Origin of the sequence: Micromonospora sp. LHW51205 (assembly GCF_003315815.1) — a bacterium.
Lineage (GTDB): Bacteria > Actinomycetota > Actinomycetes > Mycobacteriales > Micromonosporaceae > Micromonospora > Micromonospora chalcea.
The window spans coordinates 423,562-438,253 of sequence record NZ_QMEZ01000003.1 but is presented as its reverse complement, the minus strand read 5'-3'; the positions used below and the strand labels follow the sequence as shown (position 1 = coordinate 438,253).

Here is a 14,692-nt window from a genome sequence, read left to right as displayed (position 1 = left end):
GGACAACCCGTGGCCGTCAAGACCCTGACGCCGACGCGTACCGGCGCCGACATCCGCGAGTTCCGCGTCGACGTGCCGGAGGCGGACCTGCAGGACCTGCGGACCCGGCTCGCGGCCACCCGGTGGCCAGAGCGCCAGACGGTGGACGACCAGTCCCAGGGTGTGCCGCTGGAGACCAGCCAGGCGCTGGCCCGGTACTGGGCGACCGAGTACGACTGGCGCAAGGTCGAGGCGCGGCTCAACGACCTGCCGAACTTCGTCACCGAGATCGACGGCCTGGACATCCACTTCATCCACGTCCGGTCCCGGCACGACGACGCGCTGCCGCTGATCGTCACTCACGGGTGGCCGGGATCGGTGATCGAGCAGCTGAAGATCATCGGCCCGCTCACCGACCCGACCGCGCACGGCGGCCGCGCCTCGGACGCGTTCCACCTGGTGATCCCGTCGATGCCCGGCTACGGCTTCTCCGGCAAGCCGGACGGGCCCGGCTGGGACCCGCAGCACATCGCCCGCGCCTGGACCGAGCTGATGCGGCGGCTGGGTTACACCCGGTTCGTGGCCCAGGGCGGCGACTGGGGCGCGCTGATCACCGACATGCTCGGCGTGCAGGCGCCGCCGGAGCTGGCCGGCATCCACACGAACATGCCGTGCGTGGTGCCGCCGGACATCGACGCGCTGCTGCAACGCGGCATCACCGGCGTGAACAACCCCCTCGCGGAGCTGCCGGCCGGGCTCTCGAACGAGGAGCGGGCCGCCTGCGAGCGGATCGACTTCTTCTGGAAGCACTCCGCGTACGCGCTGATCATGACGACCCGCCCGGAGACGCTGACGGCGCTCGCCGACTCGCCGGCCGGGCTGGCGACGTTCATGCTCGACCACGACGCAGCCAGCCTGGATCTGATCTGCGCCGCCTTCGCCGGCCGGCCCGGCGGCCTGAGCCGCGACGACATCCTGGACAACGTCACGCTCTACTGGCTGACCAACACCGGCGTGTCCTCGGCCCGGCTGTACGCGCAGAACGCGCTGTCGTTCTTCGCCGCGAAGGGCGTCCGGGTGCCGGCCGCGGTGAGCCAGTTCCCGGACGAGATCCTGCTCGCGCCGCGCAGCTGGGCGGAGCGGGCGTACCCGAACCTGATCCACTACAACCAGCTGGACCGGGGTGGGCACTTCGCCGCCTGGGAGCAGCCGGAGTTGTTCGCGCAGGAGATGCGGGCGGCCTTCCGCTCGCTGCGCTGACTGCCGGGACGGATGCGGCCGGGTGGGATGTCCACCCGGCCGCGTCCGCGGATTCAGACCTCGGTCAGCCGGACCGCGTCGGCGATGACCAGGCCGGCGGCGGAGCTCCACCGGCTGACCGCCACCCGGTTGGCGTCCCCGGCCGGCAGCGTGAACGTGCCGAGTGAGCGCCACTGCCCGCCGGTCGCCCGCTGGTCGACGGTGACCGTCCGGTTGCCGGTGGTGGTGGCGACGATGTACGGCGTGGCCGCGTTGTAGCCCGCATTCGCCGGCCACCACGCGTCGACCCGGTAGTTGCCGGTACGGGGGACGTTGAACTTGTACCAGGCGGCGTCGCTCGCGGCGACCGGGTCCGCGTACCGGTAGTCGGCGCCGTAGCGCTGCCCGGAGTAGGTCGAGGTGCCCCAGTTGGCGCTGGCGGTGAACCGGCCCGCGGTGGCGTTGTCCACCGTCGACGTCCAGCCGGTGCCGCCGCCGGCCATCTTGGCGGCCACGTCGGCGCGCATCGTGTTCAGGTCGATGAAGGACGGGTCGATCTTGCCGGTGGTGCTGGTCTCCCGGTGCCCCCGGGCGTAGCTGGAGTCCCGGCCGAGCCGCTTGAGCACGGCGGCGGTGGCCGCGATGCTCGCGTTGTACTGGGCGGTGGTCATCCGCTGGTCGACGCCGTTGTAGTCGATCTCCCAGCCGATCATCAGCGTGTTGCCGTCGCCGGCCGGGATCGGGCCGCTGCCGCCGCTGGTGCCGGCGTGGTTGCACCGGCCGGCCGAGATCACGTGGAACACGCCGTGGTAGTCCACGAGCGCCTGGCAGAGCGGGCCGGGCAGGTCGGAGCGGCCGTTGATGCAGATGTTCAGCGCCGGGTGCGGGTTGGTGGCGCTGGACGTGGCGGCGGTGTGGTGCCAGAGCACGCCGATCGGGTCGAACGAGCCGGAGCGCATCCGGTTGAGCCAGTCGCCCTCGACCACCACCTGCACGCCGGCGGCCCGCAGCACGTCAACGAGCCAGGGAATGGTGGCCATCACTGCTCCCGGAGCAGGTCGGCGAGGCACTCGGCCTTCGGCGCGGCGTGCGCCGTACCGGGACGGACGGCCACCACGAGGGCGGCGGCCGCCAGGGCGGGTACGCCGAGCAGACCTCGGCGTCGCAGACGGGGGGATCGTGACGTGGGCATGGCGCTCCTCGGGTGACGGCGCAGTATCGATCGACGCTCGTGAGTGTGGGCACGCTATCCCGGCGTCGGGCGCTCTGTCGATACCCTTCAATGATCGTTTCCATTGTGAAAACTTTCGCCACCGCCATCTGTCGTCGTTCGTCGATGCGTGGTAGAAATCCTGCCCAAGTCTCGCCGTCGAGCGAGGAATCCTTCACAGGAGGGGCGCCGATGAGAGCGTTCGTCACGGCCCTGACACTTCTCGTTGTGGCCGCGGCCGCGGCCCCGGCCACCGCGGCCGCCCCGGCCGAGGCCGCCGCCACTGTCGCCGCGGTCGGCCCGCAGCCCGGCACCTTCACCGGCAAGGGCTTCGACACGTGCACCGCGCCGTCGCAGGCCGCGATGGACGCCTGGCTGACCGCCTCGCCGTACCGCGCGGTCGGCGTCTACATCAGCGGCGCCAGCCGCACGTGCGCCCAGCCCAACCTGACCGCGACCTGGGTCGCCGACCAGACCCGCAAGGGCTGGCGGCTGATCCCGATCGAGCTGGGCTACCAGGCGCCGTGCGGCACCCGTACGCCGAAGATGTCCGCCGACCCGGCCACCGCCCGCGGGCAGGGCCGGACCGCGGCGGACAGCGCGGCCGCCGCCGCGACGGCGCTCGGCATCGGCGCGGGCAGCACGCTCTACAACGACATCGAGCAGTACCCGTCGAACGCGAGCTGCCGGGCCGCCGTGCTCTCCTTCCTCTCCGGCTGGGTCGAGCGGCTGCACACGCGCGGCTACCTCGCCGGCATGTACTCCAGCGGCTCGTCCGGCATCACCGATGTCTGCGCCGCCTACGACGACACCCGGTACCTGCGCCTGGACCAGATCTGGATCGCCTGGTGGAACGGCGTCGCGGACACCGACGGGGGCACGTACTGCGCCGACGACCGCTACGCCGACCAGCAGCGCCTGCACCAGTACGCCGGGGACGTCACCGAGACGTGGGGCGGCGTGACCATGAAGATCGACCGCAACTACCTGGACGTACGGGCCGGCACCCCGCCCGCGTCGTGGAGCGTCACGGTCGACAACGCCACGTCGGGCGGGTTCAGCGCGGGCGCGGCCTGGGGCGCCTCCGCGTACTCCGGGCAGCGCCACGGCGCCGACTACCGCTTCGCCACGCCGGTGGCGGCCAGCGACGTGGCCTGGTTCCGGGCGAGCCTGCCCGCGACCGGCGCCTACGAGGTGTCGGTGTGGTACCCGGCCGACCCCGGCTACAACGACCGCACCCCGTACCTGGTCGCCACCACGACCGGCAACCGGTCGGTGGCGGTCGACCAGCGCACCGGCGGCGGACGCTGGGTCTCGCTCGGCGTGTTCACGCTCGCCGCCGGCGCCGGGGACAAGGTCGGGGTGAGCCGCTGGAGCGCCGGGACCGGGTACGTGGTCGCCGACGCGGTCCGTATCACCCGGGTGTGAGCCTGCGGGCCGTGAGCCGGTTCCGCCTCGGCGGGGCCGGCTCACGGCGTCCGGGTCAGCTCAGGTGCGCCAGCAGGGCGGTGGCCATGCCCTGCTCACCGCGGGCGTTCGGGTGGAACGGCGCGGCGGAGTTCTGCGGCACCAGCCCCTCCACCCAGCGGGTGCCGCTGCTCTTGCACGCGTCCCGGCCGATCGACGGGGTGTAGACGTCGGCGTAGCTGGCCCCGCCCGCCGCCGCGGTGTCGGCGAGCATCGTGTTGAGCGCCTTCTGGACGCCGCGCAGGTACGGCACGTCCTGGTAGGCGATCGGCACCACCGGCCAGCAGCCGTACCCGCTGTCGGGCAGGATCGCCGGATAGCCGAGCACCACCACGCGCGCGTTCGGCGCGGCCTGGCGGACCGCCCGCAGCACGGCCGTCACCTTCGGCGCGGCGGCGGCGATCCGGGCCCGCAACTGGTCGGTGCCGCCGGCGGTGAACCGGTCCTTGCAGGGCGACCCGAGCGGGCTGCTCACGCTCGCCTCGGCGCAGTCGCCGATGATGCCGGAGAAGCCGATGTCGTTGCCGCCGATCTGGACCGTGACCAGCGCCGTGCCGGCGGTGACCGCGTTGACCTGCGGTGGCAGCGCGATGCCCAGCGCGCCGTCGCCGCCGTACAGGATGTCCTCGGTGGTGGCCCCGGAGCAGCTCACGTCGGTGAACGACGACGAACCGGCGGACGCCGCGACCAGGGACGGGTAGTTGCGGTTGGAGCGCAGGCAGTTCAGGTCGACCTGGGTGGGCACGAGCGGGGCGGAGGTGTAGGAGTCGCCGAGCGCCACGTACCGCCCGGTGGGCGCGGCGGCGACGGCGGGCGCGGTGGCCGCGAGCAGCACGCCGGCGGTGGCGGCGGCGACCGCGGCGAGTCTGGTGGCGGTCCGCATCAGCGGCAGGCGGGGACGGTTCATGGGGCCCTCCCGGAGGGGTCCTGGTGGTGGTGCTGGGATTCTGTCCACGCCTGTGGCGCACGTCAATATAGACAGCGCTCACTAAAGCGTGTCCCGGGATGTGGTCCGGCGCTGCCTGGGGGAGGGTTGCCGACGCGGTCTCAGGTGTTGTGTGCGTCACACTTTTCGGCGTCCCCGGAGTCGGGTGCCGGGAGCCCGTCGACGGGTCGATTCGTTGCGGCGCAACGCTCCCCGGCACTGTCGCTCCTGGTGGCTGGACCGGGGCCGGATTCGCGGAGGCACGCACCGGAGCCACCCCGGCACGGCTGGTGAGCGACCGATCGAACGTCGGCGATCCCGGATTTGCGGCCGTCATTACGCTGCGAAGTGGTTGATCGCCGGAACCACGGACGACAGGTGGAAGAACCTCAGATGAGTGACAATCACCCTCCCTACGGAGGCTATCCGGACCCGAACGCCGGAGCGTGGGGCAACCAGCCCGACCCGAACGCCCCGTACGGCGCGCAGCCGGCCTCCGGCGCGCCCTACGGCTCGCCACCGGCGTCAGGTGCCCCCTACGGTTCGCAGCCGGCGTCGGGCGCGCCCTACGGCGCCCAGCCGGCCTCCGGCGCACCGTACGGCGCCCAGCCCGCTTCCGGCGCGCCCTACGGATCGCAGCCGGCCTCCGGCGCGCCGTACGGGGCGCCGCAGCCCGCGGTGTCGTACCCGGGGCAGGCCGGCTTCCCGCCGCCGGCCGCGCCCTACGCGCCCGGCACGCCCCAGGGCGGCGGCGGCAAGAGCAAGGGGCTGATCGTCGGCCTCGCCGCCGGTGCGGTGACGCTGACGCTGCTCTGCTGCGGCGGCGGGCTCGCCTACGTCGCCTTCAACGGCGACGAGGAGGACCCGAAGCCGGTCGCCTCCGGCAGCGCCACCCCCGGGCCGGACGGCAGTCCGTCCGCGACCCCCAGCGCGGACGGGCCGGAGTCGCCCGGGCCGGACGGACCCGCCAACAACGACGCGATCACCGCGCGGTACGCCAGCGAGATGTCGGCGGTCTGCGACGGGGGACCGATCCTCAACGCCGCCCCGTACACCGCGCCGGCGGGCTCGAAGGCGTACGTCTTCTCCAACTCCCCGGACCGGCCGACGTTCTGGTCGCAGAGGACGATCAGCTCGGCCAAGCCGTACTACGCCAAGTCGGCGGACTTCGCCACCGTGTCCGTCATCGGCTGCCTCAAGATGGTCGAGGGCAGCGAGGGCACGCCGAAGAAGTGCCAGTACAAGAACAGCGAGGACAAGGTCGTCACCGTCGACTACATCTCCTCGCGGTACACGCTGACGTTCCACGCCGCCAAGACCGCCGAGAAGGTCGGTGACGGCGGCACGGTGAACGCTCCGGCCGCCCGCTGCCCGAGCTTCATCTCCTACAACAAGGTGACGATGAAGTCGTACGCGACGCCGGACAGCGGCACCATCGAGGCCGCGCTGGACCGCTTCCTCAAGTGAGGAGACCCGGATCGGGGTGTGCGCGTCGGCTGACCCGCACACCCCGATCCGGCTGCCGGCGGGTCAGGTGGCCGGCAACGGGCGGCCGTGCGCGTCCACACACTCGCGGGCGAAGAGCCGTAGCAGCTCCGGCAGGTGGAAGTGCTGGCCCGGATCGTCCGAGTCGACGGGCAGCAGCAGATTGTGCTGGACCAGGTGCTCCACCATCCGGTTGGCCTGCTGCCGGGGCAGGCGCAGGATCTCCACCGCGCTGGCCGGGGTGATGAACGAGCCGGCGCGGGCCAGCGCGCGCAGCGCCCGGCGGGCGTCGACGTCCAGCGCCTGGTAGCTGACCGAGAGGCTGCCGCGCACCGAGATGTCCCCGACGGCCAGCTCGGACAGCCGGTTCTCCTCGTCCTCTAGGTGCGCGGCGAAGCCGGGCAGGGCGACGTCGGGCTGGGTGACGAGCCGACTGCCGACGATCCGCAGCGCCAGTGGCAACAGGTCGCAGGCCGCGGCGATCCGGCCGAACACCTCCGGTTGCTCACGTACCCGGCGCTCACCGGCGATCGTGGCCAGCAGTTCCACCGCGTCGGCGCGGTCGAGCGCGCCGAGCGTCAACCGCCAGCCGACGTCCAGGTCCAGCAGTCGCTGCCGGCTGTTGATCAGCACCAGGCTGCGGCCCGCGCCGGGCAGCAGCGGGCGCACCTGCTGCGCGCAGTGGACGTCGTCGATGATGAGCAGCAGCCGTCGGCCGGCGAGCGCGCACCGCAGCGCGGCGGAACGCTCCCGGATGTCCTCGGACACGTCGGCCAGCGGTACACCCAGCTCGACGAGCAGCTCCCTGATCAGTTCGCCGCTGCCGCGGGGTGGCTCGTCGCTGCTGTCGAAGCTGACGAAGAGCTGACCGTCGGGAAAGAGGTCGGCCAGGTCGTACCCGCTGGACACCGAGAACGACGACTTGCCGACGCCCGGCGCGCCGGACACGAGCACGACCCCGGCGTGCTCGTCGGCGCCGGCCGGGTCGGCGATCCCCTCGGCGATGGTGCGGAGCTGGCTGGCCGTGGTGTCCCGGCCGACCAGGGACGGCGGCTTCATCGGCAGGGCCTGCGGGCTCGGCGGCGGGCCGGGCGGCGCCGCGGGCCCGGCGCCGAGGACCGCCGGCCAGCCGGACGGTGGTCGGACCTCGGCGGAGTCCCCGTCCAGCGCGGCCTGGAGGGCGCCCTGGAGGGTGGGACCGGGGTCGACGCCGAGCTCGTCGACGATGCCGCGCCGGGCCTGCTGGTACACGGCCAGCGCCTCGGCCACACGCCCCTCCAGCGTCAGCGCGGTCACCAGCTGCGCCTGCCGGCGTTCGTCGAGCGGCTCCTCGGCCACCATCCGGCGCAGCGACGGGATGACCCGGGCCGGTTGCCCCAGGCGCAGGCGCAGGTCGAACAGCTCGGTCGTGATCTCCCGGTGCTGCTCCCGCAGCGCCGTGACGGTCGCGCCCAGGTCGGTGCCCGGATCCGCCAGGTCCTCCAGCGGGGGCCCGCCCCACAGCTCGACCGCCTGGTCGAACAGCTCGGCGGCGACCTCCGGCCGGTCCCCCCGCGCGGCCCGGCGGGCGTCGTCGGTGAGACGCCGGAACCGCAGCAGGTCCAGCTCGTCCTCGTCGACCCGCAGGTGGTAGCCGGCGCCGTCGTGGACCAGCCGGTCGGCCGAGTCGCCGCCGCGGTCCAGCGCCTGCCGCAGCCGGTGTACGTACGTCCGCAGGTTGCGTACCGCCGACGCGGGCGGCGCGTCCGGCCACAGGCCGTCGACCAGCCGGGAGGTGGCGACCGTGCGCCCCGGGCTCAGCAGCAGCACGGCGAGCAGAAGGCGGGGCTTGGTGCCGGTGAGCGTGATCGGGTGATCGTCCACGTGAAGGGCCAGCGGGCCGAGGACACTGAACCGCATCGATGTATTCCCCCGCTCCGCAGGACCGTCCACAGTGTGGTGCACGGCTGGAATTCCCACCTTCGGCTGGGGAATACCTCGATCCCAGATGGTGCAAGTTGTCACCGATCGGTGTGTATCTCGTGACCCCGGGTGAGTTGCGCCGTCGCCCGGTGCGCCGCGTCGAGCACCGCCACCGCGTCCGCCACCCCGGCGCCCGCCGACCGGCCCGCGCGGACCAGCTCGGCGAAGTCCTCCGCCTGGCAGGCCAGGGCCGCGTACATGGTGGCGTCCCCGTCGGCCGGGTCGAGGAAGGCCAGCCGCTCGTGGTCCCGGGTGCCGAACACCTCCACCGTCGCCATGTCGCCGCCCCGGTGGTGCCGGCCGAGCGAGACCAGCGCGGTACCGCCGCCGGACAGGCCGAGCAGCGCCTGCGCGCTGTCCACGTCCCGGCCGCGTACCGCCGGGTCGGTGACCGGACCGGCGGGCTGCGCGGCGACCCGGTCGATCTCCTGCCCGGTCAGCCACCGGATCTGGTCGAACTCGTGCACGCCCATGTCCACGAAGATCCCGCCGCTGCCGGTGCGGAACGCCGCCGCCGGCGGCTCGCCGTCCCACTGCGACGCGGCCACGAACAGGACCTCGCCGAGCGCGCCGCCGGCAATCCGCTCGCGCAGCCGGCGCAGCTGCGGGACGAACCGCCGCCAGTAGGCGACCTGGAACGGGATCCCGGCGGCGGCGGCCACCCGCCCCGCCTGCGCGGCCCCGGCCGGATCGAGCCCGGCCGGCTTCTCGCACAGCACCGGCAGCCCGGCCTCGGCGGCGGCCGCGACCAGCTCGCCGTGCCGGCCGGTGGGCGCGGTCACCAGGAGACCGTCCGGCGTGGCGTCCGCGAGCAGGTCCGCCACGCTCGGGTACGCGGGCAGCCCGGCCGCGGCGACCTCCGCCCGTGCCGCCGGAACCGGGTCGACCACGTGCCGGATCCGGACCGTCCGGTGGTCGGCCAGGGCCCGCAGGTGGTGGCGGCCCATCCGGCCCGCCCCCACAAGTGCCAGCCGGAACTCATCGCTGCCGGTCATCGTCGGTTCCCTTCTTCTCGTCGGCGTCGTCCGTACGGTCGGGGCTCAGCCAGCCGGCCAGCGCGGCCACGACGGCCGGCGCGCCGGTGGCCAGGACCGCCATCCCGTCGTGGCGCCACCGCCGGGTCACCCCACCGGCGGCCTCGACCAGCGCGGTGCCGGCCGCGACGTCCCACGGCGCGGGGTCGAAGCTGACGAACGCGTCCAGTTCCCCCCGGGCCACCGCCGCCAGGTCGCAGACCGTGGAGCCGGAGTTGCGCAGGTCCGCGACGAGGGGCGCGACGCCGACGAGCGACTGGTACGCCCGCCGCCGCGGGCCGGGCGCGTTCGGCACCGCGAACGCCACCAAGGCGTGCCCCGGCGCGGCCTCCCGGTCGACGGTGACCGGGACGTCGCCGTCGAGCGCGCCGTCGCCGTCGAGCACCAGGCAGGCGCCGGTTGCCGGTTGCAGGATGGTGGCGGCGACCACCTGGCCGTCGCCGTCGTCACAGCCGGTCGCCACCGCGATGCTCACCGCGTAGCGGCTCGCCCCGTGGCTGAAGTTCAGCGTGCCGTCGAGCGGGTCGACGATCCAGCGCAGGCCGGAGCAGCCGGCGCTGAGCCCGGACTCCTCGGCCAGGACGGCGTCCTGCGGCCGGTCGCGGGCGAGCAGGTCGAGGATGGCCCGTTCGCTGGCGTGGTCGGCGGTGGTCACCGGGTCCTGCGCCGCCCCGCCCTTGTGCATGGTCCGGAAACCCTGGCTCCGTGCCTCGCGGATCGCGTCCGCCCCGGCCCGCGCGGCGCGCAGGCTCAGGTGGCGCAGGTCGCCGGGAGCGGCGCCGATGCTCATCGCGCCACCTGCGCTTCCGCCGGTGCGGCGACCCGCGCGTAGTGGCCGTCCACGAACAGCAGCGGTGGGGTCGGCCGGAGCAGGCCGGCGGAGCGGACCGCGCCGATCAGCACGGCGTGGTCACCGGCCGGGTCGGCGGAGACGGCCTCGCAGCCGAAGTACGCCACCCCGTCGGTCAGGCGCGGGCAGCCGGTCGCCCGCTCCGCGTCGTAGGTGACACCGGTGAAGCCGTCGGCGCCGCTGGGCCGTCCCCGGCTGGCGAACCAGGCCGCCTCCGCGCGCTGGTCGTCGGCGAGCACCGTCACCGCGAAGCGCCCGGTACGCCGGACCGCGCCGAGCAGCCGGCAGTCCCGCCGCAGGCAGACCAGCAGCATCCGGGGCGACAGCGACACGGTGGTGAAGGAGTTGACCGTCATGCCCACCGGGCCGTCGGGTCCGACGGCCGTCGCCACCGCCACTCCGGTGGCGAACCGCCCGGCCACCGAACGGAACACCCCTTCCTGCTCGTGTCCGTCTCCTGTCCCGGTCATCGTCGTTCTCCTCTCGTCGCGCTGCCGACCAGGTCGGCGGTCCGGCGCCGGTCGGTCTTGCCGTTGGCGTTCGTGGGAAGCGCGGCCACGTGGTGGATCCGGGCCGGCACCATGTAGCCGGGCAGCCGGTCCGCGCACCGGCGGGTCAACTCGGCGGTGATCCCGGCGGCGCCGGTGTAGACGGCGCGCAGGGCGACGTCGGCGCCCGCGCCGAACGCCAGCACCACCGCGTCCTGCACCCCCGGATGGCCGCGCAGCACCATTTCGATCTCGCCGAGTTCGATCCGGTAGCCGCGCAGCTTCACCTGGTCGTCCAGGCGGCCGTGGTGCACGAGCGTGCCGTGCTCGCGGCGGACCCGGTCCCCGGTGCGGTAGTACCGGCGACCGGCGTACGTGACGAACCGGTCCTCGTCGTCGGCCGGGTCGAGGTAGCCGTCGAACCGCTGCGGCCCGTGCACGCACAGCTCGCCGTCGTCACCGCCGACGGTGCCGTCCTCGCCGCGCAGGATCGCGTCGAGCCCGGGGTGCGCGTCACCGATCGGCACGGTGCCGTTCGAGGTGGCCGGCCAGTCCGCCGGATCCGCAGGCAGCCGGTGACCGGTGCAGGTCACGGTCAGCTCGGTGGGACCGTAGAGGTTCTCCACCACGCTGCCCGGCGCCGCCGCCGCCCACGCCCGCGCCTGCTCCAGCGTCAGCGCCTCGCCGGCGAAGAGGCTGTGCCGCAGACCCGGCATGGCGCCGGGGGAGAGCATCCGCATCCGGCGGGCCAGCGAGACCACCGAGGGCACCGAGAACCAGTGCGTGATCCGTCGTTCGTTGACGAACCGCACCGGCGTCAGCACCTCGTCGGGCTGCGGCACCACGAGCGTGGCGCCGCCGCCCCAGGCGACGAACATGTCGAAGACGGACGGGTCGAAGGTCAGGTCGAAGGTCTGCGACAGCCGGTCGCCCGGGCCGACCGGGTAGCGGTCCCGGCAGCACGTGAGGAACGCGTCGACGTTGCGGTGCCGGATCGGCACGCCCTTGGGCCGCCCGGTCGAGCCGGAGGTGAACAGCAGGTACGCCACGTCGTCCGGCGCCACCGGGGCGGCCGGCGGCGGGACGCCCGGCGCGCCGTCGAGGCGTACGGTCACGACGTCGCCCGCGACCTGCGCCGCCGTCGCGGCGCCGGCGTCGTCGACCACCAGCGCGTCCACCCCCGCGTCCCGGCACAGCCGGGCGGTGCGGGCCGGTGGGAAGGCCGGGTTGAGCGGCACCACCACCGCTCCGGCGCGCAGCGCGGCCAGATAACCGGCGTACGCGGGCAGGCTGCGGGCGGCCAGCAGGCCGACCGCGCGCGGGCGTCGGCCCACCTCGGTGTGGATCCGGCCGGCGAGGCCGTCGGCGAGGTCGCGCAGCCGGCGGTAGGTCACCGGCTCCCCGCCGACCTCCAGCGCGACCGCCTCCGGCACCCGTGCCGCGGTTCGCTCGAACCACTGGTAGAGACTCACGGCGTTGCTCCCTTCGCTGTGCTGTCGTCGATCGGCGTCCCGCCGCCACCGCGGGACGCCCTCAGGTCACCGCGCCGGCCAGCTCGTCGGCGTGGTCGGCGATGCCGGCGAGCATCGCTCCGGTTGCTCCACCGGCGATGCCGAACATGGCCGCCTCGGTGCGCAGCTGCGCCTCCCCGCCGTCGCGGAACGCGTCCGCGCCGCGCAGGCGCACCGCCTCGGCGGCGACCCGGTCCACGGTCTCGGCGGCGCTGACCTTGAGCAGCATCCCGGTGACCGCGGACGGGACGGCCGCCGGCGCGTCCAGCAGCGGCGCGCACAGCGCGTCGAGCTGGTGCGTGGCGACCAGGCACCGGGCGTACCGCTCGCGGACCGCCGGGCGGTCCCACAGCGTGCCCGCCCCGGCCGGCCGGCGCCGCAGCCAGTCGCGCAGGCCCGCCAGCATCCGGTGGCACATCGCCCGGGCCCACAGCGCCCCGGCGACCCGTTCGACGCCGACCTGCCGGGCGAACCCGGCCAGCGCCCGGCCGGGGCGGCCAAGTACGGCGTCCGGGGCCAGCGCCACGCCGGCGAAGCGCAGGTGGCCCACACCGGACCCGGCGAACGCCCGGCCGGCGGATCCGACTGTCACGCCGGGCGCGTCGGCCGGCGCCAGCACCCAGCAGAAGCTGGTGAAGTGCCGCGCCTCGCGGTGCCGGGCCAGCACCAGCGCCGCGTCGCAGCTCGTCGCGTTGGTGATCCAGTCCTTGCCACCGTCCAGGACGGCGCCGTCGTCGCCCAGCTTCACCCGGGTCGTGGCGTCGAGCAGGTCCGATCCCGACCCGGCGGCGTCGGTGACGGCCAGCGCCACCACGGTCTCGCCGCGCAGCATCCCGCGTCGCGCGCGCTCGGCCGGCCCGGTCGCGCCGGCCAGCAGCGGCAGCACCGTGGCGACCTGGACGCAGACCGACAGCGTCACGCCGAGCGGGCACCGGGCGTCCAGCTCGGTGAGCAGGGCCGACAGCCGCCGGGGGTCGGGCTGGACGCCGTCGGCGTAGAGCGCCTCGATGGTCCCGGCGGCGCCCAGCGCGCGCCACACCGCACCCGGGTCGGTGGGGTCCACGCCGGACAGCGCGGCGCCCGCCGGGGCGGCGTGGTCCCCGGCCGACGTCGGTGTCGCCCTCGGCTCAGGCAAGACGCACCCCCGGGTCGCGCAGTGACAGCGCCCCGTTCGCCAGGCGCAGCCGGTCGTTCGCGTAGTTCAGCGAGGCCGAGCGCAGATCCCGGAACGTGCGCTCCAGCGCCAGCGGCGAGTCGGTCAGGTAGCCGTGGCGCAGGCCCGCCAGCTCGACCAGTTCGTGCGCGGCGGCGAAGGACTCCTCGGCCGCGCGGATCTTCAGCGTGTTGAGCAGCAGTTGCACCGGCGCCGCCGACATGTCCGGCGCGTCGGTGACCACCGAGACGGTGTGCCGCAGCAGCGCGTGCGCCGCGTCCAGCCGGGCCCGGATCCCGGCCAGCCGCAGCAGCACCAGCTCGGAGGAGGGGGCGAACTGCCGCCGTCCCGCCTCGCTGCGGGCGTGCCGCAGCACCCGGGCGTACGCGCCGGCCGCCGCCCCGATCCAGGCCGCCGCCCAGCCGACGTGCGCCAGCGGCGCGAAGACAGTGGTGGCGATCTCCCGGAACCCGCCGTGTTCGCCGATCACCTGCCACTGCGGCACCGCGCCGCGCAGCCGCATCGGGACGCTGTGCGTGGCCCGCATGCCCAGCGGACGCCACCCGCCGGTGACCTCGACCTCCACCTGGTCCCGGTCGGCGTAGACCAGGTCCACCTGGGCCGCCGAGCCGGCGCCCGGGGCGCGGGTGGTGATCAGGAAGGCGTCCGCGTACGGGCCGCCGGTGACGATCGGGGCCTGCCGGTCGACGCGCAGCATCTCGCCGTCGTGCTCCAGCGCCGACTCTGCGGTCAGCAGGTGACCGCCCTTGCCGGCCTCGGTGGTGACCGAGCCGAGATACCGCTCGCCCCGGGCCACCGACGGCAGCACCTCGGCGCGCAGCTTCTCCCCGCCGTACGCGGTGATCGCGGCGACCTGCTGGCAGTGCATGGCGAAGACCATCGCCACCGACATGTCCACCCGGCCCAGTGCCAGCGTGACGTCGACCAGGTCCGGCAGCGTCCCGCCGGCGCCGCCCTCGGCTTCGGGGACCAGCAGCCCCAGCAGCCCGCTACGGCGCATGGCGTCCAGCGCCTCGGTGGGGAAGGCCGCGGTCTCGTCGGCCTCCCGGGCGTGCTCCGCCGCGATCTCGGCGACGGTCTCGACGGCCGGGGCGTACCCGGCGACGGCCGTCATCGGGAACCACCACCGACCGGTGTGCGCAGCTCCTCGACCACGCCCCACAGCCCGCCGGCGGTGGCGAACGTGGAGTCGACCAGCTTGTCGTCGGGCACGGCGACCCCGAACGTCTCCTCGATGGCGAACAGCAGCTCGATCTCGCGCATGGAGTCCAGGCCGAGGTCGCGCAGCCGGGCGTCCTCGGTGATCTCCTCCGGGCCGGCGAACTTGAGGAACGGCCGGAGCAGCTCGGTGAATTCGGTGTTCATGAC

Annotated in this window: 14 protein-coding genes; 3 read left to right on the top strand and 11 right to left on the bottom strand. The window is 74.4% G+C overall.

The features are described from left to right. Positions 1-9: 9 nt before the first annotated feature. A complete protein-coding gene (locus tag DQE82_RS14315) occupies positions 10-1,239 on the top strand; it encodes an epoxide hydrolase family protein (RefSeq protein ID WP_064445635.1) in 1,230 nt (409 codons plus the stop codon). 53 nt (positions 1,240-1,292) lie between these two features. On the opposite strand, the gene DQE82_RS14310 is transcribed toward DQE82_RS14315, so the two are convergent. Both DQE82_RS14310 and DQE82_RS30815 read right to left on the bottom strand, forming a co-directional pair. Further along, entirely contained in the window at positions 1,293-2,258 is a 966-nt protein-coding gene (locus DQE82_RS14310; protein WP_030499177.1) for an N-acetylmuramoyl-L-alanine amidase, read from the bottom strand. Beyond that, positions 2,258-2,410, bottom strand: a complete 153-nt coding sequence (locus DQE82_RS30815; RefSeq protein ID WP_166456009.1) for a hypothetical protein — start codon at positions 2,408-2,410, stop codon at positions 2,258-2,260. Before DQE82_RS30815 ends, DQE82_RS14310 begins: the two co-directional genes overlap by 1 nt. Positions 2,411-2,620: 210 nt before the next feature. On the opposite strand from DQE82_RS30815, the gene DQE82_RS14305 reads away from it, so the two are divergent. After that, the gene (locus tag DQE82_RS14305; protein WP_113972941.1) at positions 2,621-3,856 is read left to right on the top strand and encodes a glycoside hydrolase domain-containing protein; all 1,236 of its coding nucleotides are present in this window, start codon (positions 2,621-2,623) and stop codon (positions 3,854-3,856) included. Between the two features lie 55 nt (positions 3,857-3,911). Here DQE82_RS14305 and DQE82_RS14300 read toward each other — a convergent pair whose 3' ends face one another. After that, positions 3,912-4,802, bottom strand: coding sequence for an SGNH/GDSL hydrolase family protein (locus DQE82_RS14300; protein WP_113972940.1), 891 nt, complete (start codon positions 4,800-4,802; stop codon positions 3,912-3,914). A gap of 411 nt (positions 4,803-5,213) precedes the next feature. On the opposite strand from DQE82_RS14300, the gene DQE82_RS14295 reads away from it, so the two are divergent. Beyond that, the gene (locus DQE82_RS14295; protein ID WP_113972939.1) at positions 5,214-6,287 is read left to right on the top strand and encodes a hypothetical protein; all 1,074 of its coding nucleotides are present in this window, start codon (positions 5,214-5,216) and stop codon (positions 6,285-6,287) included. 63 nt (positions 6,288-6,350) lie between these two features. Here the strand turns inward: DQE82_RS14295 and DQE82_RS14290 are convergent, their stop codons facing one another. From DQE82_RS14290 to DQE82_RS14255, 8 genes are all read right to left on the bottom strand, one after another. Further along, positions 6,351-8,204 carry an AfsR/SARP family transcriptional regulator gene (locus DQE82_RS14290; protein ID WP_113972938.1) on the bottom strand — a complete coding sequence of 618 codons (1,854 nt, stop codon included), beginning with the start codon at positions 8,202-8,204 and terminating at the stop codon, positions 6,351-6,353. 101 nt (positions 8,205-8,305) lie between these two features. Beyond that, entirely contained in the window at positions 8,306-9,262 is a 957-nt protein-coding gene (locus DQE82_RS14285) for a Gfo/Idh/MocA family protein (protein WP_113972937.1), read from the bottom strand. Beyond that, complete coding sequence (locus DQE82_RS14280) at positions 9,246-10,091, bottom strand: inositol monophosphatase family protein (RefSeq protein ID WP_064445640.1); 846 nt, start codon at positions 10,089-10,091, stop codon at positions 9,246-9,248. Before DQE82_RS14280 ends, DQE82_RS14285 begins: the two co-directional genes overlap by 17 nt. Then, positions 10,088-10,621 carry a flavin reductase family protein gene (locus tag DQE82_RS14275; protein ID WP_113972936.1) on the bottom strand — a complete coding sequence of 178 codons (534 nt, stop codon included), beginning with the start codon at positions 10,619-10,621 and terminating at the stop codon, positions 10,088-10,090. Before DQE82_RS14275 ends, DQE82_RS14280 begins: the two co-directional genes overlap by 4 nt. Beyond that, the gene (locus tag DQE82_RS14270) at positions 10,618-12,111 is read right to left on the bottom strand and encodes an amino acid adenylation domain-containing protein (protein ID WP_113972935.1); all 1,494 of its coding nucleotides are present in this window, start codon (positions 12,109-12,111) and stop codon (positions 10,618-10,620) included. Before DQE82_RS14270 ends, DQE82_RS14275 begins: the two co-directional genes overlap by 4 nt. Positions 12,112-12,172: 61 nt before the next feature. Next, the gene (locus DQE82_RS14265) at positions 12,173-13,285 is read right to left on the bottom strand and encodes an acyl-CoA dehydrogenase family protein (RefSeq protein WP_113972934.1); all 1,113 of its coding nucleotides are present in this window, start codon (positions 13,283-13,285) and stop codon (positions 12,173-12,175) included. After that, complete coding sequence (locus DQE82_RS14260; protein ID WP_113972933.1) at positions 13,278-14,438, bottom strand: acyl-CoA dehydrogenase family protein; 1,161 nt, start codon at positions 14,436-14,438, stop codon at positions 13,278-13,280. Before DQE82_RS14260 ends, DQE82_RS14265 begins: the two co-directional genes overlap by 8 nt. Then, complete coding sequence (locus DQE82_RS14255) at positions 14,435-14,689, bottom strand: phosphopantetheine-binding protein (protein ID WP_043323366.1); 255 nt, start codon at positions 14,687-14,689, stop codon at positions 14,435-14,437. Before DQE82_RS14255 ends, DQE82_RS14260 begins: the two co-directional genes overlap by 4 nt. Positions 14,690-14,692: the final 3 nt, after the last annotated feature.